Raw genomic sequence first — 23,264 nt, forward strand, 5'->3', positions numbered from 1 at the left:
GGGGTATGAATAAATTAATAATGGCTTTTATATTGCTACAGTGTGGAAATCTTTTTGCGAAAGAGGTAAGTAAAGACCAAGAGCAAAATTGCCTAAATGCTATGGCAATTTCTGAGGCTGCAATGGCAATAAGGCAAAATGGCTTACCACTTGCTGAAGCATTGAATAATTTAAATAAAATGGTTGCGAAAGGCGAATCAACTGAAAAAGAGGCTTCTTTAGTGAAATTAATACTCAGAGATGCTTATAGCAAACCTAAGTTTTCTACTGAAAGCAATAAAAAAGAATCTATAAATGAGTTTTCTGCAAATTACTATTTAGCGTGTATGGAAGGTTATGAGTCAATCAACAAATAGCCTGTTTTAAAAGATTAGAACCGCCTTAGGCGGTTTTTTATTGCCTGGAGAAAAGTATGGCAACTAAATTAGGATCTCTTACCCTTGATTTAATTTGTCGTACAGGCAATTTTACTCAGGGTATGCGTGACGCTTCCAATGCAGCTAATCGAGAATTAGGACGCATTGAGCAAAGCACTAATGGCGCATCAAATGCAATAAAAGGTCTGGCAGTTGCCGCATTAGGTTCATTCTCAATTCATCAAGTGATAGCCTATACAGATAGCTATACAAACTTACAAAACAGATTAAAACTTGTTACTAATTCTCAGCAAGAATTAAGTACTGCTACTAAAGATACTTTTGCTATTGCTCAAGCTACTGCACAGTCTTGGGGTTCAGTAGCACAGGTCTATCAACGTTTTGCTGAAAACTCATCACGTCTTGGAATCACAATGCAGCAAACAGCTTCATTGACTGACACGGTTTCTAAAGCTATTTCTATTTCAGGTGCAAGCGCAGCGAGCGCAGAAGCTGCATTAATGCAGTTCGGACAAGCTTTGGCTTCTGGTGTATTACGTGGGGAAGAATTTAACAGTATCGCAGAACAAGCCCCTGCATTGCTAAAAGCAATTGCAACAGGGTTGGGGGTAAACATTGGCGAACTGCGTAAAATGGCGGGAGAAGGTCAATTAACTGGTGACATTGTAATTAAGGCTTTAACCAAAGCCAAAACTTCCGTTGATGACTTATTTTCTAAAACAGATTTTACAATCGCTCAATCATTTACGCAGCTGAATGATTCTGTCACTAAATTTGTTGGTGAAGCAGGTCAAGGATCTGGCGCAGCAAAATCACTCGCATCTTCAATTAAATTAGTTGCAGACAATGTGGATACTATTGCTGATGTAGCAATGGTGGGTGGGTTTGCATTCTTAACTAAAGCAGTACTCAATCAAACAATAGCAATGAAAGAATCGATTGCTGTGAGTATTCAGCGTCGATTAGCTGATACAGCTTCTTTAGAATCACAAGTTCGCCTTTCTATGGTTGAGGTACAGCGCACAAGAGCAAAAGTTGGAGAATTGTCAGCTGAGCAAAACTTAATTGTTGCTAAACTTCGTACAAATATTTCCACTCAAGAAAGAATAATTTTAGAAACAAGAGCAACCCAGGTAGCTATACAATTGGCTGTTGCAGAAAGAAATATGACAGCAGCAACTGCACAACGGACTCTTGCCCAAAATTCACTAAATGCAAGTAATGCAATTGGCTCTAGAATTATGGGGGTGGTTGGTGGCCCTATAGGCTTGCTAACAATTGGTGTTGGCGCTTTAGCAGCTGGTTATATGTATATGCAAAACCAAACTGCAAAAGCAACAGAAAAATTAGCAGAACAGACTGATGTAGCAAACAAAACTAAGGAGGAATTGTTAGCGCTTCAGGGTGTGCAGAAAAATGGTGCCAAATCGGAATTACAGGAAGCATTTAAAGGACAAAACAAGGAGTTAAAAGAGTTAAATTATGTATTTAATGCTCATTTAATTGAACTTCAAAATGCTTATAGAGGCAACCTACAAATTGTTGAAATTTCAAACAAGGTTCGCCAAGGCATTATGAGCCAAGAGCAGGCAATTGAATCTCTTAATCAGCTCGACTTTATTTCACCAGATCAACTTAAACAACTTCAGAGAGATAATGAGCTTTATAGCGAAAAACTACCTGTAGTTAACAAGGTTCAAGAGGCGCTTAAGGTTTTTGGTATTACTACTGAGTTAGCAGGGAACAAATCTTCTAATGCTGCATTTATGCATGATAAACAAGCTAATAGCTTGGATAATGTTGCTAGTGCAGCCTCCAATGCTAAAAGCAAATTACAAGAATACATTAAGTCCTTAAATGATCAAAATTACTCCAATAATTTAACTATTGGATATTTAAATCAGGGTTACTCAGCTGAGCAAGCACAAGCATTGAGTAAAGCTTGGTCCGAGGCATTTGCAACAAGCTCAATTGTCACCAAAGAGCAACAGGACTTAATTTTAAAAAGTGTAGATCTTGAAAAGCAAAAAAGTGATCTTATTAGTGAGCGCAGCAAAAAGGAAAAAGATAGCACCAGAGAAGCTGAAAAGAAATTTAAGTACACTCAGTCTGAGTTGCTAATGCTTCAGAAGATAGCAAATCTATCTGCTAAAGCCGATTTAGATGGTATTAGTGCGAAATACGGTATCCCTAAAAATTATCTTGCAGGTCTTATGGCTCAAGAGTCTAAGGGAAATCCTAATGCTGTTAGTCCAACTGGTGCTATCGGCTATTTCCAAACAACAAGTGGTTACCGTAAAGATAATGGAATCAGTGTTGCTGACTCTAAAAATCTCCCTGTAATTGCTGATGTTGTGGCTAGAAATCTTGCTAAAGCTTACAAGGAGTTGGGCAGTTGGGAATCTGCTATTCGATCCCACAATGCAGGTGTTGGTGGCTCTAGGCAGTTTGATAAAACTGGAAGGGTGAGTGGTAGCTCAGAACGCAATAAAGAAGTTGCTAACTTTGCACCATCGGTCAACAAGTGGATTGTGGGTCTTGGAGGTAGTGAGCTAAAGGCTAAAGGCACCTCCGATACTATGGGTGATCTTAAGGATTATCTTGATTTTGTGAAACAACAAGCGGAATCAAGAAAATCACTTGAGCTTAATGTTGCAAATGAAGTCACCAAGATTCGTGAATCTTTGAAAGACAAGTTGATTGAAATAGATAAGGCTGGATTTACACCAGAACGTACTGCGGAAATCAAAGCTGAGTATCAAGCAAGAGCAGACAACGAGATTGCGATTGCTGAATATACGCTAAAATCTAAACTTGAAGAATATTCATCTTTTATGAAAACAGATGAACAATTACTTAAAGATAGTTTTGATCAAAAGAAGTTTTATGCATCTAGAGATATTGAATTATCAAAGGAACAGCGCACCCAAGCTGTAGCATTAATTGATAAGCAATATAATTACGAACTTGCAAAATCAAAACTTGTTAGAGAACAGCAATTACTTCAATCTAAAGAATTCTATATGTCTGAGTTACAACTAGCTCAAGCAAAATATGATATTGAAAGGAGGCTTTTAGATCAGAGCAATGAAGATCCAAAAGAGCAAGCATTTAAATCACAAATGCTTGCTCTTCAACATCAAGCTGATTTAAGTACACGTTTAAGAGATGCCTCAACAGGTTGGGAATCTGTACAAGCCCAAATGAATGGATCTACAGGGCGATACCAGGTTAGCCAAGATAGACTGAGCCGAATGGGGGTTTCACAGAATTTACTTGAAACACAGAGTGCTGATGTTGAAAGACAGGAACAAGAGCCAGGCGCTGATTTACAAAAATTAGCTGAGGTTCGGGAACAAATTTGGGCTGATCACAATAAGCGAATGATTGATATTGAAAATCAGTATCAAACGGATTCATTGAATTTGCAATTAACCCAAGCTCAACAATTAACTGGTTCATTTGCAAATATGTTTAAAGGTATTCTTGGTGAAAGCTCAGGTGCATATAAAACAATGTTTGCAATGCAACAGGGCTTTGCGCTTACTCAAGCTGGTATGAATTTATGGTCGTCTGTTTCAGATGCTTATGCTAAAGAGCCAGGTACTGTATGGCAGAAAGTTGCCGCAGGTGCTAAGGCGGCTTTGGATCAAGGAACATTCTTAGCAATGATCCAAGCTATTACACCTCAAGGTTTTGCAACTGGTGGACACATTACTGGCAAAGGCACTGGAACGAGTGATGATATTCCAATCATGGCATCCAATGGCGAGTTTATGATGAAGGCTTCAGCTGTGTCTAAACTTGGTTTATCCGCTTTAAATTACATGAATCTAACTGGTGAGATTCCAGATCATAGCAAATATATGTCTATGAAGTCCCCGTCTACTCAGTCAGATTTAAGTATTCAAAAATTTAAAGATGGTGGTGAAATCGGGGTCCCTCGACTTAATTATACTGATGTCGATAGCAGACGATTCAATTCTATTCCGAAGAATTCATCTCAGGGTGAAGGTGTTAACAAAGTCATCATTAACAACTATGGGAGTGAGAAAGTGGAAACTTCCAAAGATGCTGATGGTAATTTGATGGTGACCATTGGGAAGATTATTGACAGTGCTGTTGATCGTGGGATTGATAGAAATATGAAGCAAGGTTATCCACTTGGTAAAGCATTAAAAGGTGTGAGGTGATTTACTAACCATGCAACATTTCAGTTTTTTAATGGAAAATTTTTATGAGCAACCGTAAATTCACCCATTGCCAAAACTTCGAAGGTAATTCTCAATCCAATACATTTAAAGTCTTAACCAGTAAATTTGGTGATGGTTATGAGCAAAATGTCTCGGTAGGGATTAACAATAAGTCAGGTGTTTGGCAATTCTCTAAAAATGGTAAAGAGGCTTTAATTCGAGAGATTAAGGCCTTTTTTGATGATCATAAGGGTGCTGATTCTTTTTTATGGGATTCGCCTTTAGATGGTGAAGTTCGTGTCAAAGCTGGTGAATATCAATTGGTATCACTAGGTGCCGGCATGTGGCAAATCTCAACAACCTTCACACAAGTTTTTTACCCTTAAATCTAATCAACTTCATGCCCCACTCGCTGGGGCTTTTTAGTGAGAAAAATATGGCTATTCAAACAATTAATTTAGGAACCGCGCCAAGTGGTGCTGGTGGCGATACCTTCCGTTCAACTGGCACCAAACTAAATGAAAACTTCACAAACAATACGCATGCAGCAAGTCGCTATGTTGGTACTCAAGCTGAAAATGTGATGGAAGTGGGTGCGTTTGGGATAGGAGTACAAGGCTATAATATTGGTGCAACTAATATTAATAACAAATCAATGTTTTTTATGGGGAATGACACTTCAGGATTTCCAGAATGGATGTCGGGAATTAGTATGGGAGTATCGCCAAATGAGTCGTGGCAATTAAGTAAGGGAACTTTCCAGAACTCTATACCCGTATTTCGTGGAACTTACTACAATGGTACCAGCTATGTGATGGGAAATTGGTTTAAGTTTTGGACACAATTAAATACAACTGTAGATTCAAACGGCTTTATCAAAGCTGCATCACCAATCATTAAGCTTTTTGCTGATAAAATTGAATCCAATGATGAAGCGCTAGAACAAGAACCTGTTTTTGAAAAAGTGGATATTGGCCATTATCTGCTAAAAAATACTGAAGGTTTCTCGGATGATGGCTGGTATATCGAAATGCCAAAAGATGCCAATGGCAATGTCTTGGTTGCGGTTCAATATCAGCAGTTAGAAGATAACACCATTGAAGTTAAAACCTTTGCTAAAAAGTTTGATGAAGAAACAGGTGATATTGTTCCTAATCTAGAAAAACCTCGTGATATTCCTGCTGGTCGTTGGATTGATATTCGTTTAAAAGCATTGCCACAACCTGAAATTGAGATTCCTAAAACGCCAACAGAATTTCAACCGACAAACTTAGCACAATCAGTTGCGGAGGCATTAAAAGATGGCTCTGAACAGTGATTTTCAAAAGCTTTATGTAGATGGATTAATCACATTATTTGAGTTAGACGCCAGCAACTTGGGAGCTGGCGTTTTACGTTTCCATGGTCATATCTCATATGAAGACTGGGAAAAGATTTATTCATCCATTGGATCAGATGGGTTGATCGGAGCGGATGTCGGCTCTATTGGCAAGGTGTTTGATATTGGTGACGAGAAAGTATGGCAACGAAACATTATATTCAATGGTCAGACTTTTGAGCCAATGGCATTACAAGTCGATGGTCTAGAAATGCGCAGTGATGGTAAAGCTTCTGCTCCAACTTTAAGTATGGCCAACAATATTAAAGGTATTCAAGGTGCGGTAACTGCATATTGTTTACAGTTTGGTGATTTTGCTGGTGCAAAAATCAAAGTCATTACTACATTAGCCAAATATCTTGATGCTGAAAACTTTAGTGCTGGTAATGCTACGGCTAATCCAAGTGAGAAGCGCGAGCAGATTTGGTTCATTGAACAAAAGACTTCTGAAAATGCTCAGCAAGTGACGTTTGAACTTTCTAATCCAGTGGATTTCGAAGGGCTAAAAATTCCTACACGGCAAATCTCAAACTACTGCAATTGGGAATATCGAAGTGAAGAGTGCGGATATATCGGTTCTGCAATGTTTACTGAAAAAGATGAATCGACAGACAATCCAGCTTTAGATCGATGCAGTTTTAGAACATCAGGGTGTAACTGCCGTAAAAATGAGCTTCGTTTTGGTGGGTTCCCTGCATCTTCGATGGTGTAAATATGAAATTAAATAAAAAACTTAAAGCTGCGATTTTATCTCATGCTGAACAATGTTTCCCCGCAGAATGTTGCGGGGTTATTGTTTCTGGTACGTATATACCTTGTCGCAATGTCGCTGAAAAAGGTCAGTTTCAAATTCATCATGAAGACTTGGCGAATGCTGAAGATCAAGGTGAGATTCAAGCTTATGTACATTCACATCCAAATGCTACAGCACGTGCTTCTGATTTAGATTTATTACAAATTGAGCTTCATGAAATGCCATGGGTGATTTGTGCTTATCCTGAAGTTGATTTTCAAGTCTATGAACCCTGTGGCTATAAAGCCCCACTCATTGGTCGTGACTATCATCATGGCTACCAAGACTGCTATTCAATTGTTCGTGATTTTTATCGTCGTGAGTTGAATATCAAACTCATTGATTTTGAGCGTTTGGATAATTGGTGGAGTGATAAAGATCATAAATCGCTTTATATAGAAAACCTAGATGCAGCGGGATTTTATGAAGTCAGTCAACCGCAGTATGGCGATATGTTGGTGTGCAATGTTGGACGTACAGAACACCCGAATCATGCTGTGATTTGGTTAGGTGATCAGTGGCAATTAAAGTCAGAAGAAAGCACGAGTTGTTTTGGTGGACCATTAATCCTACATCATCCTTATGGTCAAAAGTCAGTGCGTGAAATCTTTGGGCAACAATGGCAAGAGCGTGTTGTCAAAATTGTGAGGCATAAGAATGCTTAAAACGATCAAATTATATGGCGTACTGGGAAAGAAGTTTGGTAAGGAATTTAAGCTTGCTGTTGAAAGCACTCGTGAAGCTGTAAGAGCGCTATCAGTCCAAGTGCCCGGCTTTGAGCAATTCATGTTAACCGCTCATGAACACGGACTTACCTTTGCTGTTTTTCAAGATGATGAAAATATCAGTGAGGATCAGATTGATTTTGAAACTGGTGCCAAAGTTATCAAGATTGTGCCTAAAGTCATTGGGGCTGGCGGGAATGGAGTTCTGCAAACTATATTGGGTGCTGTGATGGTGGTTGCTGGTGCGGTAATTGGATATGTTGCAGGATGGACAGGTATCGGGGCTCAGATTGGTGTGAGTATGATTGCTGCTGGCGTTGGTATGATGGTTGGTGGTATTGCTCAAATGATGATGCCAAAGATGGACGAGGAAGATCAAAATCAAGATGGAAACAGGGCAAACAAGGGATTTGGTGGAGCAGTCACCACAATCGCACAAGGTAATCCAGTTCCGATTCTTTATGGTCAGCGCGAAGTCGGTGGATTCATTGTAAATGCTGGTCAATTTGCAGTAGATACTTTTAGTTCGGCAGATGCCGGTTTCACAGGCGGTGGCAGCAGCGGTGGAAAGAAATAATTTAAGAATATAAGCGCGTAAAGCGCTTTTTTATTGTGTGGGAAAAAGTATGCTTAAAACAGTAAAAGGCGCAAAAGGCGGTAGCAAAAACCAAAGACAACCCAAAGTTGCAAATGATACAACCGCTTCAAAAACCTATGCACGTTTACAATACGGTATAAGTGAGGGTGAAGTTGAGGGCTTAGCAAATGGCTTTAAGTCAATCTTCCTTGATGACACACCAGTTGAAAACGACAGTGGTGCAAGAAACTTTCAAGATGTCACTCTAGATTTTCGCTCAGGTACCAATGATCAGGCATACATGGAAGGTTTTGAAAGCATTGCTTCTGAAACTGCTGTGGGTGTTGAACTTAAAAGTGATACGCCTTGGGTTAAAGGGATTACCAATCTTAATCTAGATGCCGTGATTGTAAGAGTGCGCTTTGGTGCTTTAAAACAACAAGATCCAACTAATGGTGATGTCTCAGGCATTGTTATTGATTACTCGATTGAAGTGCAAACTGATGGTGGATCATGGGAGTTAATGCTTGATACTCAAATGTCAGGAAAAACTTCAGCAAATTATGAACGCACTCACCGAATAGGCTTACCAAAAGCCAATAATAATTGGTTGATTCGCGTCATACGTAAAACACCAAATTCAAGCTCAGAATATGTCAGCGATAAGATGTATATTCAAGCGATTACTGAGATTGTGGATCTTAAGCTTGCATACCCAAATACTGCATTGATTGGCGTGCAATATGATGCTGAAACATTCTCGAATATTGCCAAAATTGCTGTAGATCTAAAGGGTGTAAAGATCAAAGTACCAAGCAACTATGATCCAGTAAGCCGAACCTACATCGGGATATGGGATGGTCTATTTAAGCGTGCTTATAGCAATAATCCAGCTTGGATTTACTATGATTTATGTACCAATAAGCGATATGCACTTGGCAACCGATTAACCGAGCAAATGATTGATAAATGGTCGTTGTATCGTTTAGCACAATATTGTGATCAGCTGGTACCCAATGGCAAAGGTGGTCAAGAGCCACGGTTCACTTGTAATGTGTATATTCAAAGTGCCGAATCTGCTTTCGATATTTTAAGCAAACTTGCAGGTTTATTTCGTGCAATCAGTTATTGGGATGGCGCATCGATCGTATGTGAGGCTGATTTGCCTCAAGATGCTATTTTTACATACACATCTGCCAATATTATTGATGGTGTTCTTGGTATCAATTACACCGGTACGCGTGCACGTGATCGGCATAATGCAGTCAAAGTGGCTTGGGATAATCCGCAAAATCGCTATAAGACTGAATATGTTTTTGTGCGTGATGAAAAATCAATTGCAGAGGCTAAAGCAGTACGCTTATTAGAACTAGAGGCATGGGGCTGTACATCAGAAGGACAAGCACAACGTACTGGCCAATGGGCTTTAAAAACAGAACAACTCGAAACTCGAACTGTCACATTTAAAGTTGGGTTGGATGGCTATATTCCATTACCTGGTAAAGTGATTGAACTTGCTGATGAGTTGTTAGCTGGTCGTGCAAATGGTGGGCGTATTTCTTCAGTCAGTGCTGATTTAAAACAAATCACCTTAGATCGTGATGATGTTGTATGCCGAGCTGGTGACCGTCTAGTTGTTAATGGCGAGAATGGAAAGGCACAAGCACGAGTTGTATCAAGTATTGCTGGTCGAGTTGTTACTGTAGTATCAGCCTTTGATAGTGTTGCCCCACAAAATGTATGGGTGATTGATGCACAAGATTTAGCGACGATGAAATTTCGTGTAGTTTCGATCTCACAAGATGAGCCACACCAATTTACCATTACTGCATTACAACATGCTGATTCTAAATTTGATGCCATTGATCATGGTGCATTTATTGATGATCGCCCGATCTCAATCATTAATCCTACAACCCAAGCACCTGTTGAATCAGTCACGATTTCCAGTGAGCAAATGGTTCAGCAAGGAATGTCTGTTGAAACCATGGTGATCAGTTGGCCACAAGCCAAGGATGCCACCAAGTATCAAGTTGAATGGCGTAAAGATAACGGCACCTGGTTAAAGCTACCATTAACTGGAAGCAACTCAGCTGAGGTGGCTGGGATTTACGCAGGGCAATATGAAGCACGCGTATTTGCAATCAGTGCTTTTGATATTTCGTCCTTACCAACATATTCGGTTTTGACAGAGCTGAAAGGCAAGCAAGGAAAACCGCCAAAACTCGCCAATATACATGCTGAAGGTATTTTATTTGGCATGAAATTAACATGGTTGTTTCCAGCAGTTGGTGCACTTGATACTGCATATACAGAAATTGAAGTTTCACCAGACAGCACCTCAAACATTGCTCAACTGGGTTTGTTTGCTTATCCGACTACTGTTCACACCATTCAAGGGATGCAACCAAATTTACGCCAGTTTTATCGCGGACGTTTGATTGATCGCATTGGTAATATTGGCGATTGGTCTGAATGGGTCAGTGGTGTGACTTCTGCAGATGCTTCAGATGTACTTGAACTATTGAATGAGCAAATCACTGAAAGCCAATTGCATAAAGACTTGCAGACAAAGATTGATCACATTGAAAATATTGATACTGAAATCGGGCCAATTCGTCAAGATATTCAAAATACGAAAGATCAGATTTCGCAAGAAATTATTGATCGTCAGCATGCAATTCAGAATGCTGAAGATGGCTTATCTCAGAAAATCAATGATAGCGAAGAAGGTATATTGGAAGTCATTGATACAGTTAAAAAATCAAGTGATCAAGGTATAGCAGCTGCACAAACAACAATCAAAGTTGTTGCTGATGATTTGAAACTGACTGCTGAAAAAACTGATGGTGTTTATGCGCAGTTGAATCCTCCTTTGATCGGGTCATCATCTGATCTAATTGGTAATGATCAAGGTTTTGCGGGAACCTGGTCGCTTCAATCCGCAATGATTGAGGGGGATTTAGTTTTAAGTAAGCGCATTGATACAACTGTTGCACAAGTCAATGATGTTCAAGCCTTTGCACAGCAAGAAGTTCAAGCGCGTATTGAGGGTGATAAGGCCACTGTTCAAAAGATTGATACTTATATTGTTGAAAATGATCAGGCATTAGCAACTGTGCGTAATTCAGCACAAATTGCGGTTGAGCAATCAACAGCAAATGCAGAATTAATTGATGCTTTGGAATTGGAGCTAGATGATAAAGCCTCAACAGGACAATTGACGCAAGTTAAGTCCGAGATTGAACAGGATTACAACGGCAAGATCACAGCACAAACGACACGGATCGACGGTGTTTATGCCCAAGTCAATCCACCATTGATCGGGTCGGAATCTGATCTCATTGGCAACAATAGTGGTTATGCAGGTGTGTGGTCAGAACAATCAGCACGTATTGAAGGAGATTTAGCTCAGTCTATTCGCACCGACCAAGTTACTGCCCAAATGAACCAGAATGATGCTTTGTATCAGCAACAAATCAAAGCGAATGCTGATGCTGTTTCAGCCAACGTCACTGCTACGACAACTTTGCAAACCACTGTTGGCAACAACACCGCATCAATTCAAACTCAGCAATCATCCATTAATGGTATCAATCTTCAATATACGTTGAAATTGCAATCAGGAAATTTGATCAGCGGTATTGGAATGATGAACGATGGTAAGACATCGGACATCATTTTTAATTCAAGTTCTGTGGCATTTGGTTCTGATAATTCAGGTGTTGTGACATATCCGATTGTGTTTAGAAATACTGCTTTTACTGATCCAGTAAATGGGACCGTTTTTCCTGTTGGTGCTTATATAAAGTCAGGTTTTTTTGATTACCAATCTGTTAAGACTTCACATATAGAAGATTTGGCTGTTAAAACAGCAAAGATTGAAGATTTAGCCGTGACAGCAGGAAAAATCAAAGATTTAGCAGTAGGTACTTTAAAGATACAAGATGAAGCAGTCACTGTTCCAACATCAATCAAGTCAACAAGTGAAATCGTCGTTTCAGGAGCCTATAGTCCGCAATACAGCGATTATAATTCTCAACTTGCAGAGTGGGAGGCTAAATTCGGGAATTTATTAACAGCAACAATCAACAGATCAGGAGGGAAATGCCGAATAGATGCATCTTGTATTGCTTTTAAGAATGAATACTTGACTGCGTATGCGGTGGATGGTGGCTCGCTTTCATATTTTGAAAGGTTAAACCTTAGGGCAGTTGTTTCGATCTACAGAAATGGAACTTTAGTCGCCCGGCAGGAAACACCTCCGACCGATGTAATGAGTTCTGGTGGATTTTATTTCACTGGGACTTTTGCGGTGAATGCGGGTATTGAAGATATTTTTAGTGGGCCAGCTACGTACGTTCTCAAATTAGGTTTTGCAAATCGTAATACTCGGGCGATACGTATTACTTTAAACAGTACTACAGGTATTTTTAGCATTCAAAGTCCACAAATGATTCTGACGGAAATGAAGAAATGACAGCTATTATTTCAAAAAGAGGTGAGCTGCTACAGTTGATTTATGCAAATAAAGAAACAATTGCACTAAATAAACCGCTTGGTTGTTTGGCTGTTTCAGACCCCCCATCCTCAAATATGTATTACCGTGGGTGGTGGGCACACATACCCAAACAACCATCAACTCATCATATATTTGATTATAATTTGAAACAGTGGATTGATCCTCGATCATTAGATGAAGCTAAAGACCAGAAATGGTCGGAGATCAAAATTCAAAGAGAAACCGCCGAATATGGCGGTTTTTCTTTTTTAAACTTTACTTTTGAGTCAGATGTTACTTCACAGGCCCGAATAATAGTGGCAAGTGATTTAGGTGTCTCAGTAGATTGGACATTGAAAGACAATTCAATTGTTTCGCTAGATGCAGAGCAATTGAGAGGTTTGAGAATTGCGCTAGCTCAGCATGTTTCAAACTGTCATTCAAGAAGCCGAATAGCTCGGCAACTTATTTATGACTCAGAAAGTATTGAACAAATAGAATCAATTCAGTTTTAGCACCCTCGGGTGCTTTTTTATTGCCAAATATCGGGGGTATCAATGGCAGATAATCAACAAATTGTAGAAGCTTCAACAGGTGTTGTTGCTGGCAAAGTTATTACATATGGAGGTAGCGCAGGCGGTGCTTTGGCTTGGTTCGCTTCATTGGATATAGCATTTTGGTTCAGTATTTTGATTGCAATTGCAGGCTTAATAATGAACTGGTATTTCGCACGCAAGAAAGATAAACGTGATGAATTGGAACACAAAGCATATATCGCATCACTTCAAATCAAGGGGAAGATCGATGTCAAACAAGACTAAAATTTTAGCGGTTGGTCTAGCAGCTTCGGCTGCTTTTTTTACGTCTTTAATTGGCTATGAGGGATACGAGTCAAAGCCATATTTGGACAGCGCTAAAGTGGCAACGATTGGTATTGGGTCGACATCTTATGAAAACGGCTCAAAAGTCAAAATGACTGATAAGCCAATCACTAAAGAGCGTGCGGTTCAAATTGCAAAAGCTCACATTGCTAAAGATGAGGTTGCGTTTCGCAAATCTTTATCAGGCGTGAAGCTTACTCAGACTGAGTATGACGTATATCTCGACTTTGTTTACAACTATGGCCAAGCAAATTGGAATGGCTCATCAATGCTTCGTAACCTCAAAGCGGGGCAGTATAAGCAAGCTTGCGCATCTTTACTTAAATATAAATATGTTGCTAAGCGTGATTGTTCTATTCGATCTAACGGATGTTATGGGGTTTGGACACGTCAAAAGGAACGCTATAGCAAATGCATGGGGGCGCAATGATGCCAATAGCCATAATCATGTGGAAGTATAAAAAATTGATCGCAATTGCGGTCTTTATTTTTTTATACCTTGTGCAAATTGCATATACAAATCATCTAAGTGGAAAACTTCAAGAAGCTGAACAGAATTGCTCAGCCAAGGTTCAAAAACTTAAAGATGATCAGCAAAAGGCATTGATCGACAAACAAAACAAAATAAATAAAGTGAGCGCAGATTACGAGCAACTTAAATCAGAGCAACGTGTCAAAGTCGAAACAGTTACACGTGAAGTGCAAAAGATCATTGAGCGTCCTATTTATAACAATGTTTGTATTGATGATGACGGCTTGCGTATCATCAACTCACTTATCCCCGACGATTCCAGCTAATCTAATCGTACCTTGCCCTAAACTCTTAAAGCTTGAGTCAGGGCAGGGTAAAGAAATCACGCTATGGATCATTGATACAGTTGCTAAATACAATGAGTGTAGCGCTTTGAATGATGCGAAGAATAAGGCTCTTAAATAGGGCTTTATTCATTCAGCTTGCAAGGCATGTTAAAATAAATATACCAAGGAATAGAATCCTACTCACATTTATTTTTGAGGGTATATTTGGGGGTATAATTAAAAATACTTAAAATTTAATATAATAAAAACAATAATATATGATTTATTTCCTGTGTCCGCTGGGCGTACCAAATTTATTAATAAAATCAATAACTTAATAATGGTTTGGCGTAAAATTGGCGTATTTCAGTTTTTATCCACAGATACAAAATAATAAACCCCGCTAAATTTTGCGGGGTCTGCCTGTAACTTTTTTTGTAGTTTCTGGTCTTTTTCTTAACTATTTAGTAATAGATTCTAAATTCCATCTTCTACCTTTTGAATTTGTCATTATGTATCTTGGCGCTGGAAATCCTCCTAAGCAAATTACATGACTTTTAAAATGAACAAGTGAATAACTTAAAAAAGTAGCTGCTTGTTCATCGCTAGTGCCAGCGATGACAGCTTGTCAAAGCAACTCAAAGTTGCAAACAGTCGCTTGTCCAGTGCTTCCAAAGAAACCATCGTTAAGTACACCACTGCCAACAGTGACATACTCGAAAACTGCATCACTGAATATCGGACAGTGCTAGAAAAAGCTGACGGACACGCAGCTGATGCAGAAATATTAAGGGAGGCATGGCCCACTGAGTGCGGGCTAATTCGCAAAATTCCATTATATATTAAATAACGAAAAGTACTCTTAATTTAATGGTTTACAACTGATTTTGATAGTCATAAATAAAAATCTGTTTCGAAAATATAAAATCAAGTTGCACATATTTTATCTTATGGCACTTAGATGGCTGCTTATCTAAAGATTCATAAAAGTCACGCCATGTCAAACCAGAAGGAAAAGCTTTTTTACGAATTCTTTGGGTATCATAAATATAGTTATCAACATTAATGTAGTAACCTGAACCATTTTTAGATTTACTTTCCCCTCTAAAATATGCACAAGTTTCAATGATATTTTTAGGATTATTTAATTTATATTTTAGTATAGCGTTATAGCCCCATACATTCATAAAGAAGTTAATGGAGATGAGCGCAATACAACCATAGACTATCACTTGATACAGTCTAGACTGAGACTTTATGTGGTGATAATAGTTTCTCAATAGATTTCTCTTATCATTAGTTTCAAATAGAATTATTTATGAGTTAAATTTTTCTGAAGTTATCTTAATACAGCTTATTGGAAAATTTAGATATTTTTTCATATCATAATGCCATCTTACCCTAAACTCTTAAAACTTAAGTCAGGGCAGGGTAAAGAAATCACGTTATGGATCATTGATACCATTGTTAAATACAATGAGTGTAGTGCTTTGAATGAAGCTAAGAATTAGGCTTTCAGGTGAGAGCTACTTAATACCTAGATCTTTAAATAACCATATAAGTTATGGATTGATCAATATAAGTCATTGATGGGTGACTATTCGTAATTTTTAAAATTTAAAAAATATAAAAGTAATTTGAACTTTAAAAATTGGATGATCTTTTGGAAATGCTTTAAATAGAGTTGCTTTGTTGGTGAAGCTTTTTATAGCCAACCACTCGATAAGATTGATCCTAAAAAGCATAAATGAGCAGGCAACTATAAGTCAGCGAAATATAACATGTGTTTATCAGTTTTCTTTTAGTCGAATGATTAAGCTAAGTATTTATAGATTTTAAATTTTCGTATCAACATGCATATTGGGTGTTTTTCACCGATTAAAAGAAAGCTCTAATAGTTGTTATATATTGCCACTGACAAGTAAAATCAAACCCTAGTAAAATAGTAGGTATTCCTCCTGTTACCGAATAATCGGTTTTTGCCTGTATTCTTTCCCCAAAGATGCAGGTTTTTTTTACCTCATTGTTTAGTTTTTTCTGTATATCATTTCAAATTTTTTTGTGTTGAAAATCATAGAAATCACAAGAATTTAGAATTTTGCTCAAAGTTCATAAAGTAAGCCTGAATGCGGTAGTATAGTAATTAACGACAAGAGTAGTCATTATGATGAATGAAACATTTAAATATTTGTATACCCATGTGGGTATATTTGGTTCTTTACCTACACATAAAGTGTTTAAAAGCGATAAAAGTGATAGAACAAAACTAATTTTTGCTGATAATACATTTGTTTATAGTTTAATTTCTTCTTGGGCTTTGAGTAACTCAGATTTTGATAGTGGAAAAGAGACGTGGAAAGACGAGCCAGCAGATTATTTAGAAAATGAAATAAAAAAATTAGCTATTTATAAAGCGAATCATCCCTTATTTATCACTGAATTGTAATTTTATATTGTGGCTAGAATTAACTCGCAGCTGTTTAAAGATGGTTTGAATACCTAGCTAAAAGCTTTAAGATTGTCTTGCAGAAATGCGAGGCATTCTTCATCTCTTAATTTTTCTTAATTCGCCAAAAAAATGTCATAAATGGGTGTTATATTGAATAAAACAAATGAGGGGAGCTAACATGAGCATTAATCTAAAAGAACTAAACAAGCAAATTGCTGATTTTAAAGAAAATAAGGAGCCACAAAAATTAATTATCGGCTATAAAACTTATTCTAAATTGATGAAAGAGAGTAAGTTTTTAGATAAAATTAGCAAAGATGCAAATGATCCAATGATTAGATATTATAAAGAAATAAAAATAAAAATAGTGACCGAAAAGCATTTTTTTGAGATTGAGTAACTGATCGAGCTTTATGAAATCATTTGTGCGCAATAAAGTTGTGAGTCAAGTGCTTAAGATGTCATTTTAATCCCAAAAATTGATAAAGATATTTAGGTATTATTCTAGAAAGGCTGTCATTAGACTAGAATGATAATTATTATTTAACATTTTAAAAGTAATGGTGATTTGGAAGGTCTACATTTTTTTAATTTTGGTCGTAATAAATGTTGAAAATTCCACCTTATTAATGTATAATTAATGTACAAAAATAAAATAAGGTGATTACATGATATATAAATCTATAAACATCGCTTTTTTCTTCTTTATGTTTATTGTTCTTACTTTGCTTATACATTTATTTGGTAATATCCCTTCAGGGTTATGGGTGTATAAGTAAATACAACTGGATCTAAAAGCTCATCAAAAGATGGGCTTTTATGAGTTTTTTAATACTAAATATATCCAGAAAGATGTTGTGTTTATGTTGACTAATTAGCTGAATTGTCTATTTAAATTATTCTTTCTAGTTATAAATTTGGAATGCCACCTCGTCTAACCACTGTTAAGTGTCAGTGTATAGAGATGCCTAAAAAGATTAAAATATAGTTAATCTAAAAAATGATATTCTTCTGAGAAAAATTGTAAACATATATAAAAGTATAAAAATTGTGTGAATATAGCTGTTAAATCAGTCTTTTTAGTATATATATTTAATAATAGTTGTAATCCTTATCTTTAAAGCGTATAAAGTCACTTCGTTGATGCGGGATGGAGCAGTCTGGTAGCTCGTCGGGCTCATAACCCGAAGGTCGTTGGTTCAAATCCAGCTCCCGCTACCAACGGAAAAAGATTTAAAGTTTATAGCCTAGTTCGCTTCATGCTTACTAGGTTTTTTTATGTTTAAAATTTAACAAGATCAAACTCTAAAGTTATAGAAAAAGACGGCATGAAAGTGGGATAAATTAAGCCACTAATTTATTTTTTGTATTTGAAGATAAATAAAATAATGGTATTTATTGAGTTTTCACTTGTGCTTACATTTTCTATGGTCCAATCTAATCTATACAAATTGCCTGCTAAATATTGGAAAGGAAAGATATCGATTGGATATGGTATTGGATATTTTGAGGGGGCTGTCGGTGATAATTATCCACATCGTCATCACGCACATCAATTAAGCTTTGCAAAGGAAGAGGGAGAGCGTGTTCAGGTTGTTTATGAGGATGAAGATAAATGTATAATGAGTAGTGGGGTGTATATCGCAGCAAATACATCACATCATTTGCGACCAGGAAACTACTGTTCGATTTATATTGATCAAACACATTTCCTTGCAGATGTCATACAGCATTATTTACAAGGGTACCTACAATCAGACTCGCCCATTCGGGTATTGCCTGAAAGTCTGGTGATTATACTTAGAGAATTCTTTCTAGAACAAAATCATGCTATTGAATCTTTTCAAAAACTTATTAGTTATTGTAGTCAGAATGACTTCAAATATCAGAACATCAGAGCAAGACATCTTTCAGAATATCTTATTCTCAATAATCAAAAGAATTTAACAGTTAAACAAATTGCAGCAAAGCTCAATATCTCAGAAAGCCGTTTTAGTCATTGGTTCAGTGAAAATTTTGGTATTTCTTATCGTAGTTATCGGAAGTGGATACGCTTATTGCAAACCTTACAAGCAATAGAGCAGGACGTTAATTTAACAAGCATAGCTCATCAATCACACTTTTCTGATCAACCACACTTTAGTAGAACGTGTAAACAAATGTTTGGTATTCAACCCTCATTATTAAAATTTATTCCATTCATTGAACAGATGCCGATATTAGTAGTGCCATATAAACCATATTAACAAGACATTATAGCGGTTTCGTTCAATTTTTAGGGTACTCCAATCCGCATACTACTGAAGCGTATTATGATGATTGGAGTAATAATGAGCGCTTTTTTTAAAATATCTCTACAATATTTATTTTATCCGCTTTGTATGATGTTTACAGTATGGATCGTGATGTTGGTCGTCTCTGGGCAAATTCCGTATTGGCCAAGTTCAATAATTTTAATCTTACTAAGCGGTTTACTGATTGCATTGGTTGAATATTATTTGCCTTATCAACCCAAATGGTTAGATACACATAAAGATTTTCTTACAGATATAGTTCATGCAGTTTTTAATTTATTTTTGATTGTTTCTGTAGCAAAAATGATAGAGTGGTTGGATGTTTTTAGATTTATTCCTCGTTTATGGCCTGACCAAATTTCGGTATTTTGGCAGATTATAATTGTTGCTTTAATCATTGATTTTGGACTTTGGTTTATGCATTACATGAGCCACAAGTATCGATTTCTATGGAAATTACATGCGATTCATCACCATTCACGTCGGTTATATTGGTTAAATGCTGAAAAGAGGCATCCGCTGAGTGCAATTGTCCTTGCTGGGCCAAGTTTAACTGTACTGGCTCTTTTCGGGGCACCTAGTTTGCTGATTGGATGTTGGCTGATGTTTATGGCTGTACATTTGTTTTTCCAGCATGCCAATGTTGATTATCGGGTGGGTCCTTTAAAATATATTTTTGCTGTTGCCGAGGTTCATCGTAGTCATCATCAACATGGTCTTGGTCGTAAAAATTTTGGAGAAGTTTTTATATTTTGGGATATTATTTTTGGAAGCTTTTTTTATGAAGATAAAAAAGTTAAACATGATCAAGTCGGAGTGCGTATCCAAATACCAAATCAATATCTGGCTCAATTGCGCTGGCCTTTTAAAAAATAATCTTAAAGATGATTTTTACTTTAATCCCTACTAGCCAAAACTAAATCACTTGTTAAAAGTGATTTAGAAAGCTTAAGTTACTTGGCAAAGCTCTCGTTTGAGAGCTATTTAAGTAGATAAGTTCCTCTTTAAGCTTAAAAGAAGTTAAATATATATAAGAAAGCTTGATTATTTTTTTTTTTCCTGTAAAGTAAAGACAACTAGAAAAAAGTCATGTTTTGGTAAATCTTCTCTAAGTATCGCAGTTTTAGTCATAATCCTTCGTTTTATTCAGATTTTAAGTTCAATTCTTTATTATTTTCGACGTTATCACTAGTCATAAAATGACTTAAAATTTTTAAATTTCAGTAGGATTGATTATGTCAAACTCAAATGTTGTTAAAGGTACTGTTAAATGGTTCAACGAAACTAAAGGTTTCGGTTTCATTCAACAAGAGTCAGGTCCAGACGTTTTTGCTCATTTCAGCGAAATCGCTAACTCTGGTTTTAAAACTCTTGCTGAAGGTCAACAAGTTGAATTCAGTATCACTCAAGGTCCAAAAGGTCCTAACGCTGTAAACATTACTGCTCTATAATTAGTAGTAAGTTAAAAAAAGCACGATATCGTGCTTTTTTTAGCTGTGCATTTTTATTTAAACTAAAATTTATACATTTTAATTATTTCGATAAAATTTTCTATTCTATTAGGTATGTTCATACTGAATCACAATGTCCATATCAAAGATCAATTAGGTCTTCAATACTATATCTAAGCCACAGTTGATGGTGATTTCGGCAATACCCAATCTTACTCTAATTTATGCTTTATCATAATTAGGGTAGAAGATATTTGCCAGATTTTGAAATGATTTTTCAATGTACTTTAAGTGGAAAATTATATCAATTCATTCCCTTTTTATGAACATTACATCTCTGTAATCATTCACTTATCCTTGAAAGTTTAAGCATATCTAACGATTTGATGTATGTGCCTAGACTTTTACATTCTGTGGAATGTGATGCTGTTTCACTTATCGCTCAGGAAAAAAGAAACCTGCATCATGCAGGTTAGTTTCGAGTTTCTTTATTGTCATATAGACCACTCTCTCCAATGGTCATCGCTACTATACATCTGCTCACTAATAATAAAAACGCAGTAAAATAGTCGAGATAAATTTTGATAATCGTTAGGCTCGAAATGATAATTCGATTTTCTACTTTTAATTTCAATTATTTAAAGTAAATTAGCTGTGATTGGCTTTCTGCACTGGTTGTGTCGAGTATGTTACTGTTGCTTATTATTTTTATCTTCTGGACAATATTTAAGTGTACTAAGTGCTGATTAGTACCTTAATTAAGCATCATATTTATGCTCTTTTGAAATTAAACATTCGATGAAGGATCTTGAAGTAATACTTAACTTGTATAAATTAAGTTTGCATCACAGTTTTTGTAGATCCAACTACTTATTGTTGATTATTTTTTGTACATTTTATAAGAAGGTTAAGGCTGATTTAACTTTAACTTTACATTGTTATTTTACTAAAAATAAATAACAAAAAAACCTTAATCAGCGCAAAATTAAGGTCAAGCCTTACAAAAATATCAGGCTTTTGTATTGAACAATAGCATCTTGAGAACATAACCGGATTTTAAGCTTATAGATTAGAAACTATAAAATTGAACCTTATTAGCCAAATTTTATTACGATGACAAGTAAAATGAATTTGTTAGATTAATTGATGGGTACCAAGGAGATGAATGTAAGTAAAAAGTTAATTTTAGCAGTGTAATTGGTTGAGGCAACTTTAGAAGGTGACCATGTCACAAGAATGTTAATCGAAATTTTAGTTGGCTTTCTGATGGAAAGTGGAACTGTGAGATGTGAGGTTTATTTTCAATTTATTCAACAAACGAAAAAATATTTGATTGAGAATTCCAACGAGACCAGTGAATCTAAAGTAAAAATAATTGAAAGTATTTTTTGATCTTCATCTTGATGATTTAAAGGAGATAAAAGGATAGATATGAAAAGCGCTGAATAACATCTAAAACGATCTTTTGGGTAAACACTTAAAATGTAAGTAAATAAAAAAAATAATAACAATTGAATGTTTTTGCAGTATATTAAATCTCGTTCGATGAACAAGCATAAATTTAATAATCATTGAATTTTTAGGTACACAGTTTTAGCTATTTTTTAATTAATTTTTAAGGTGTTTTTTATGAATAAACTCGATATAAATGTAAAGGATCAATTTGGTAAGTGTTATGCAGTAGAAGCAACATTGGATGATGTTGTGGTAGATCCAAATAAAACCCATGAACGTATAAAATATATTATTGTTGAAAATGAACTTTTACGGCCTAACTTTGAAATGCTCTTTGAAAGTACTAAGAACGGAAAAATTTATAAGATACTGGAATCTATAGTTTAAATATGACCACCTGCGGGTGGTTTTTTAATTGATAAAATTTATATTTACATGCTTGGATTTATTTAAAATTATCATGATCAGTATCGTTTGAATAATCAAGTCGACTTATGCTGTGATTAAAAAGTGTAGAAAAACTTACAAATCATAGTAATTGTATTTAAAAAACCTAATTTATTAGTTTTGTATATTGAACGAAATTGGGTTTATTGATTTTGCCAGACTTGATAGCAACTTTTGCAATAACAGCAAACATGACTTTTTATTAAAAAATAAACGAGTAGTTAAGTGAATCAGTCTGAGATTTATTGATCAATTATTTATAAAATGTTTACATTATAGATATTCAAATTTTTATTTCTTTAGGATTTTATAGTTATTATCAACTATTAATCAGATCATTTTATATATTCTCATTTTTTATTTTTATTACATAGTTTAGTTAAAATAATAAATAAAGATTGATATACTGGATTTAAATTGTTGTCTGACGCTTACGTTATTCATATTCTCCTAAACATACCCTCATTTTAGTGAGTGTATTTCTTTGATACTTTGGATGTTTTTACTATATTTTGAAGTTAAGATCATGGACCAACAATAAGTGTCTTCTGAGTGGTTCGGCTTCTCATTCATAATTCTTTTAAACATATATTGAATAAAGGTTGTATTTCTCGTCTTTAAGGCGTATAAAGGTGCTTCGTTGATGCGGGATGGAGCAGTCTGGTAGCTCGTCGGGCTCATAACCCGAAGGTCGTTGGTTCAAATCCAGCTCCCGCTACCAACGAAAAAAGATTCAAAGTTTATAGCCTAGTTTGCTTCATGCTTACTAGGTTTTTTTTATGCTTTTAAATCAGTTAGCTTCATAAATTTATAATCAAAGTGCAAATAAATGCTGTGAAAAATTTTCAATTAGAGGTGGTCCCACATGTTTGAACAACTAAAAGCTTATTTATAAGTGATACTCTGCTCTAGTTAAGCTACCTTATTTTGTTGTGGTAGCTGGTC

The 23,264-nt window shown here is 36.1% G+C and carries 19 protein-coding genes, 2 tRNA genes and 1 pseudogene; 21 read left to right on the plus strand and 1 reads right to left on the minus strand.

The genetic code is table 11. The annotated features are described in order from the left end of the window. The first annotated feature begins 5 nt into the window (after positions 1-5). The 13 genes and pseudogenes from ACG916_RS08650 to ACG916_RS08710 all read left to right on the plus strand — a co-directional run. Complete coding sequence (locus tag ACG916_RS08650; protein WP_275059596.1) at positions 6-356, plus strand: hypothetical protein; 351 nt, start codon at positions 6-8, stop codon at positions 354-356. 56 nt (positions 357-412) lie between these two features. Then, positions 413-4,570, plus strand: coding sequence for a tape measure protein (locus ACG916_RS08655; RefSeq protein ID WP_419368176.1), 4,158 nt, complete (start codon positions 413-415; stop codon positions 4,568-4,570). Between the two features lie 44 nt (positions 4,571-4,614). Continuing rightward, positions 4,615-4,956 (plus strand): phage tail protein, encoded by a 342-nt coding sequence (locus ACG916_RS08660; protein ID WP_275059569.1) that lies wholly within the window; start codon positions 4,615-4,617, stop codon positions 4,954-4,956. A gap of 50 nt (positions 4,957-5,006) precedes the next feature. Beyond that, a complete protein-coding gene (locus ACG916_RS08665) occupies positions 5,007-5,888 on the plus strand; it encodes a phage tail fiber protein (protein ID WP_419368177.1) in 882 nt (293 codons plus the stop codon). Beyond that, positions 5,872-6,660, plus strand: coding sequence for a phage minor tail protein L (locus ACG916_RS08670; protein ID WP_419368178.1), 789 nt, complete (start codon positions 5,872-5,874; stop codon positions 6,658-6,660). The genes ACG916_RS08665 and ACG916_RS08670 overlap by 17 nt, the downstream gene beginning before the upstream one ends. A 2-nt stretch (positions 6,661-6,662) precedes the next feature. Next, positions 6,663-7,406 carry a C40 family peptidase gene (locus ACG916_RS08675; protein ID WP_419368179.1) on the plus strand — a complete coding sequence of 248 codons (744 nt, stop codon included), beginning with the start codon at positions 6,663-6,665 and terminating at the stop codon, positions 7,404-7,406. After that, complete coding sequence (locus tag ACG916_RS08680) at positions 7,399-8,043, plus strand: tail assembly protein (RefSeq protein ID WP_419330764.1); 645 nt, start codon at positions 7,399-7,401, stop codon at positions 8,041-8,043. The genes ACG916_RS08675 and ACG916_RS08680 overlap by 8 nt, the downstream gene beginning before the upstream one ends. A 49-nt stretch (positions 8,044-8,092) precedes the next feature. After that, positions 8,093-12,523: a TipJ family phage tail tip protein gene (locus ACG916_RS08685; RefSeq protein WP_419368180.1), complete on the plus strand. Its 4,431-nt coding sequence runs from the start codon at positions 8,093-8,095 to the stop codon at positions 12,521-12,523. Further along, positions 12,520-13,059, plus strand: coding sequence for a DUF4376 domain-containing protein (locus ACG916_RS08690; RefSeq protein WP_419368181.1), 540 nt, complete (start codon positions 12,520-12,522; stop codon positions 13,057-13,059). The genes ACG916_RS08685 and ACG916_RS08690 overlap by 4 nt, the downstream gene beginning before the upstream one ends. Positions 13,060-13,101: 42 nt before the next feature. Continuing rightward, a complete protein-coding gene (locus ACG916_RS08695) occupies positions 13,102-13,365 on the plus strand; it encodes a holin (RefSeq protein ID WP_419330753.1) in 264 nt (87 codons plus the stop codon). After that, positions 13,349-13,855, plus strand: a complete 507-nt coding sequence (locus tag ACG916_RS08700; protein WP_419330754.1) for a lysozyme — start codon at positions 13,349-13,351, stop codon at positions 13,853-13,855. Before ACG916_RS08695 ends, ACG916_RS08700 begins: the two co-directional genes overlap by 17 nt. Next, complete coding sequence (locus ACG916_RS08705; protein WP_419330756.1) at positions 13,855-14,223, plus strand: hypothetical protein; 369 nt, start codon at positions 13,855-13,857, stop codon at positions 14,221-14,223. The genes ACG916_RS08700 and ACG916_RS08705 overlap by 1 nt, the downstream gene beginning before the upstream one ends. A 601-nt stretch (positions 14,224-14,824) precedes the next feature. After that, positions 14,825-15,073, plus strand: a pseudogene (locus ACG916_RS08710) (hypothetical protein); the annotation flags it as partial. 25 nt (positions 15,074-15,098) lie between these two features. On the opposite strand, the gene ACG916_RS08715 reads toward ACG916_RS08710, so the two are convergent. After that, positions 15,099-15,410: a hypothetical protein gene (locus ACG916_RS08715; protein WP_419328625.1), complete on the minus strand. Its 312-nt coding sequence runs from the start codon at positions 15,408-15,410 to the stop codon at positions 15,099-15,101. Between the two features lie 977 nt (positions 15,411-16,387). On the opposite strand from ACG916_RS08715, the gene ACG916_RS08720 reads away from it, so the two are divergent. The 8 genes from ACG916_RS08720 (at position 16,388) to ACG916_RS08755 (ending at position 23,040) form a co-directional block, all read left to right on the plus strand. After that, a complete protein-coding gene (locus ACG916_RS08720) occupies positions 16,388-16,669 on the plus strand; it encodes a hypothetical protein (RefSeq protein ID WP_336953886.1) in 282 nt (93 codons plus the stop codon). 181 nt (positions 16,670-16,850) lie between these two features. Continuing rightward, positions 16,851-17,072, plus strand: a complete 222-nt coding sequence (locus ACG916_RS08725) for a hypothetical protein (RefSeq protein ID WP_336953885.1) — start codon at positions 16,851-16,853, stop codon at positions 17,070-17,072. 744 nt (positions 17,073-17,816) lie between these two features. Continuing rightward, positions 17,817-17,893 (plus strand) — tRNA-Met (locus ACG916_RS08730). Between the two features lie 206 nt (positions 17,894-18,099). Then, positions 18,100-18,918 (plus strand): helix-turn-helix domain-containing protein, encoded by an 819-nt coding sequence (locus ACG916_RS08735; RefSeq protein WP_419330757.1) that lies wholly within the window; start codon positions 18,100-18,102, stop codon positions 18,916-18,918. 84 nt (positions 18,919-19,002) lie between these two features. After that, positions 19,003-19,842 carry a sterol desaturase family protein gene (locus ACG916_RS08740; protein ID WP_419328627.1) on the plus strand — a complete coding sequence of 280 codons (840 nt, stop codon included), beginning with the start codon at positions 19,003-19,005 and terminating at the stop codon, positions 19,840-19,842. A 359-nt stretch (positions 19,843-20,201) separates the two neighbouring features. Continuing rightward, positions 20,202-20,417 carry a cold-shock protein gene (locus ACG916_RS08745; protein WP_336953883.1) on the plus strand — a complete coding sequence of 72 codons (216 nt, stop codon included), beginning with the start codon at positions 20,202-20,204 and terminating at the stop codon, positions 20,415-20,417. Between the two features lie 1,629 nt (positions 20,418-22,046). Continuing rightward, a complete protein-coding gene (locus ACG916_RS08750; RefSeq protein WP_419328628.1) occupies positions 22,047-22,259 on the plus strand; it encodes a hypothetical protein in 213 nt (70 codons plus the stop codon). A 704-nt stretch (positions 22,260-22,963) separates the two neighbouring features. Then, positions 22,964-23,040: transfer RNA gene (locus ACG916_RS08755), tRNA-Met, on the plus strand. The last annotated feature ends 224 nt before the right edge of the window (positions 23,041-23,264 follow it).

Source organism: Acinetobacter legionensis (genome assembly GCF_048552295.1).
GTDB lineage: Bacteria > Pseudomonadota > Gammaproteobacteria > Pseudomonadales > Moraxellaceae > Acinetobacter.

Bases quoted from the DNA above. Each gene is read 5' to 3' on its own strand.
- ACG916_RS08650 (WP_275059596.1), top strand. From the start codon at position 6: ATGAATAAATTAATAATGGCTTTTATATTGCTACAGTGTGGAAATCTT.
- ACG916_RS08655 (WP_419368176.1), top strand. From the start codon at position 413: ATGGCAACTAAATTAGGATCTCTTACCCTTGATTTAATTTGTCGTACA.
- ACG916_RS08660 (WP_275059569.1), top strand. From the start codon at position 4,615: ATGAGCAACCGTAAATTCACCCATTGCCAAAACTTCGAAGGTAATTCT.
- ACG916_RS08665 (WP_419368177.1), top strand. From the start codon at position 5,007: ATGGCTATTCAAACAATTAATTTAGGAACCGCGCCAAGTGGTGCTGGT.
- ACG916_RS08670 (WP_419368178.1), top strand. From the start codon at position 5,872: ATGGCTCTGAACAGTGATTTTCAAAAGCTTTATGTAGATGGATTAATC.
- ACG916_RS08675 (WP_419368179.1), top strand. From the start codon at position 6,663: ATGAAATTAAATAAAAAACTTAAAGCTGCGATTTTATCTCATGCTGAA.
- ACG916_RS08680 (WP_419330764.1), top strand. From the start codon at position 7,399: ATGCTTAAAACGATCAAATTATATGGCGTACTGGGAAAGAAGTTTGGT.
- ACG916_RS08685 (WP_419368180.1), top strand. From the start codon at position 8,093: ATGCTTAAAACAGTAAAAGGCGCAAAAGGCGGTAGCAAAAACCAAAGA.
- ACG916_RS08690 (WP_419368181.1), top strand. From the start codon at position 12,520: ATGACAGCTATTATTTCAAAAAGAGGTGAGCTGCTACAGTTGATTTAT.
- ACG916_RS08695 (WP_419330753.1), top strand. From the start codon at position 13,102: ATGGCAGATAATCAACAAATTGTAGAAGCTTCAACAGGTGTTGTTGCT.
- ACG916_RS08700 (WP_419330754.1), top strand. From the start codon at position 13,349: ATGTCAAACAAGACTAAAATTTTAGCGGTTGGTCTAGCAGCTTCGGCT.
- ACG916_RS08705 (WP_419330756.1), top strand. From the start codon at position 13,855: ATGCCAATAGCCATAATCATGTGGAAGTATAAAAAATTGATCGCAATT.
- ACG916_RS08715 (WP_419328625.1), bottom strand. From the start codon at position 15,410: ATGAATGTATGGGGCTATAACGCTATACTAAAATATAAATTAAATAAT.
- ACG916_RS08720 (WP_336953886.1), top strand. From the start codon at position 16,388: ATGATGAATGAAACATTTAAATATTTGTATACCCATGTGGGTATATTT.
- ACG916_RS08725 (WP_336953885.1), top strand. From the start codon at position 16,851: ATGAGCATTAATCTAAAAGAACTAAACAAGCAAATTGCTGATTTTAAA.
- ACG916_RS08735 (WP_419330757.1), top strand. From the start codon at position 18,100: ATGGTCCAATCTAATCTATACAAATTGCCTGCTAAATATTGGAAAGGA.
- ACG916_RS08740 (WP_419328627.1), top strand. From the start codon at position 19,003: ATGAGCGCTTTTTTTAAAATATCTCTACAATATTTATTTTATCCGCTT.
- ACG916_RS08745 (WP_336953883.1), top strand. From the start codon at position 20,202: ATGTCAAACTCAAATGTTGTTAAAGGTACTGTTAAATGGTTCAACGAA.
- ACG916_RS08750 (WP_419328628.1), top strand. From the start codon at position 22,047: ATGAATAAACTCGATATAAATGTAAAGGATCAATTTGGTAAGTGTTAT.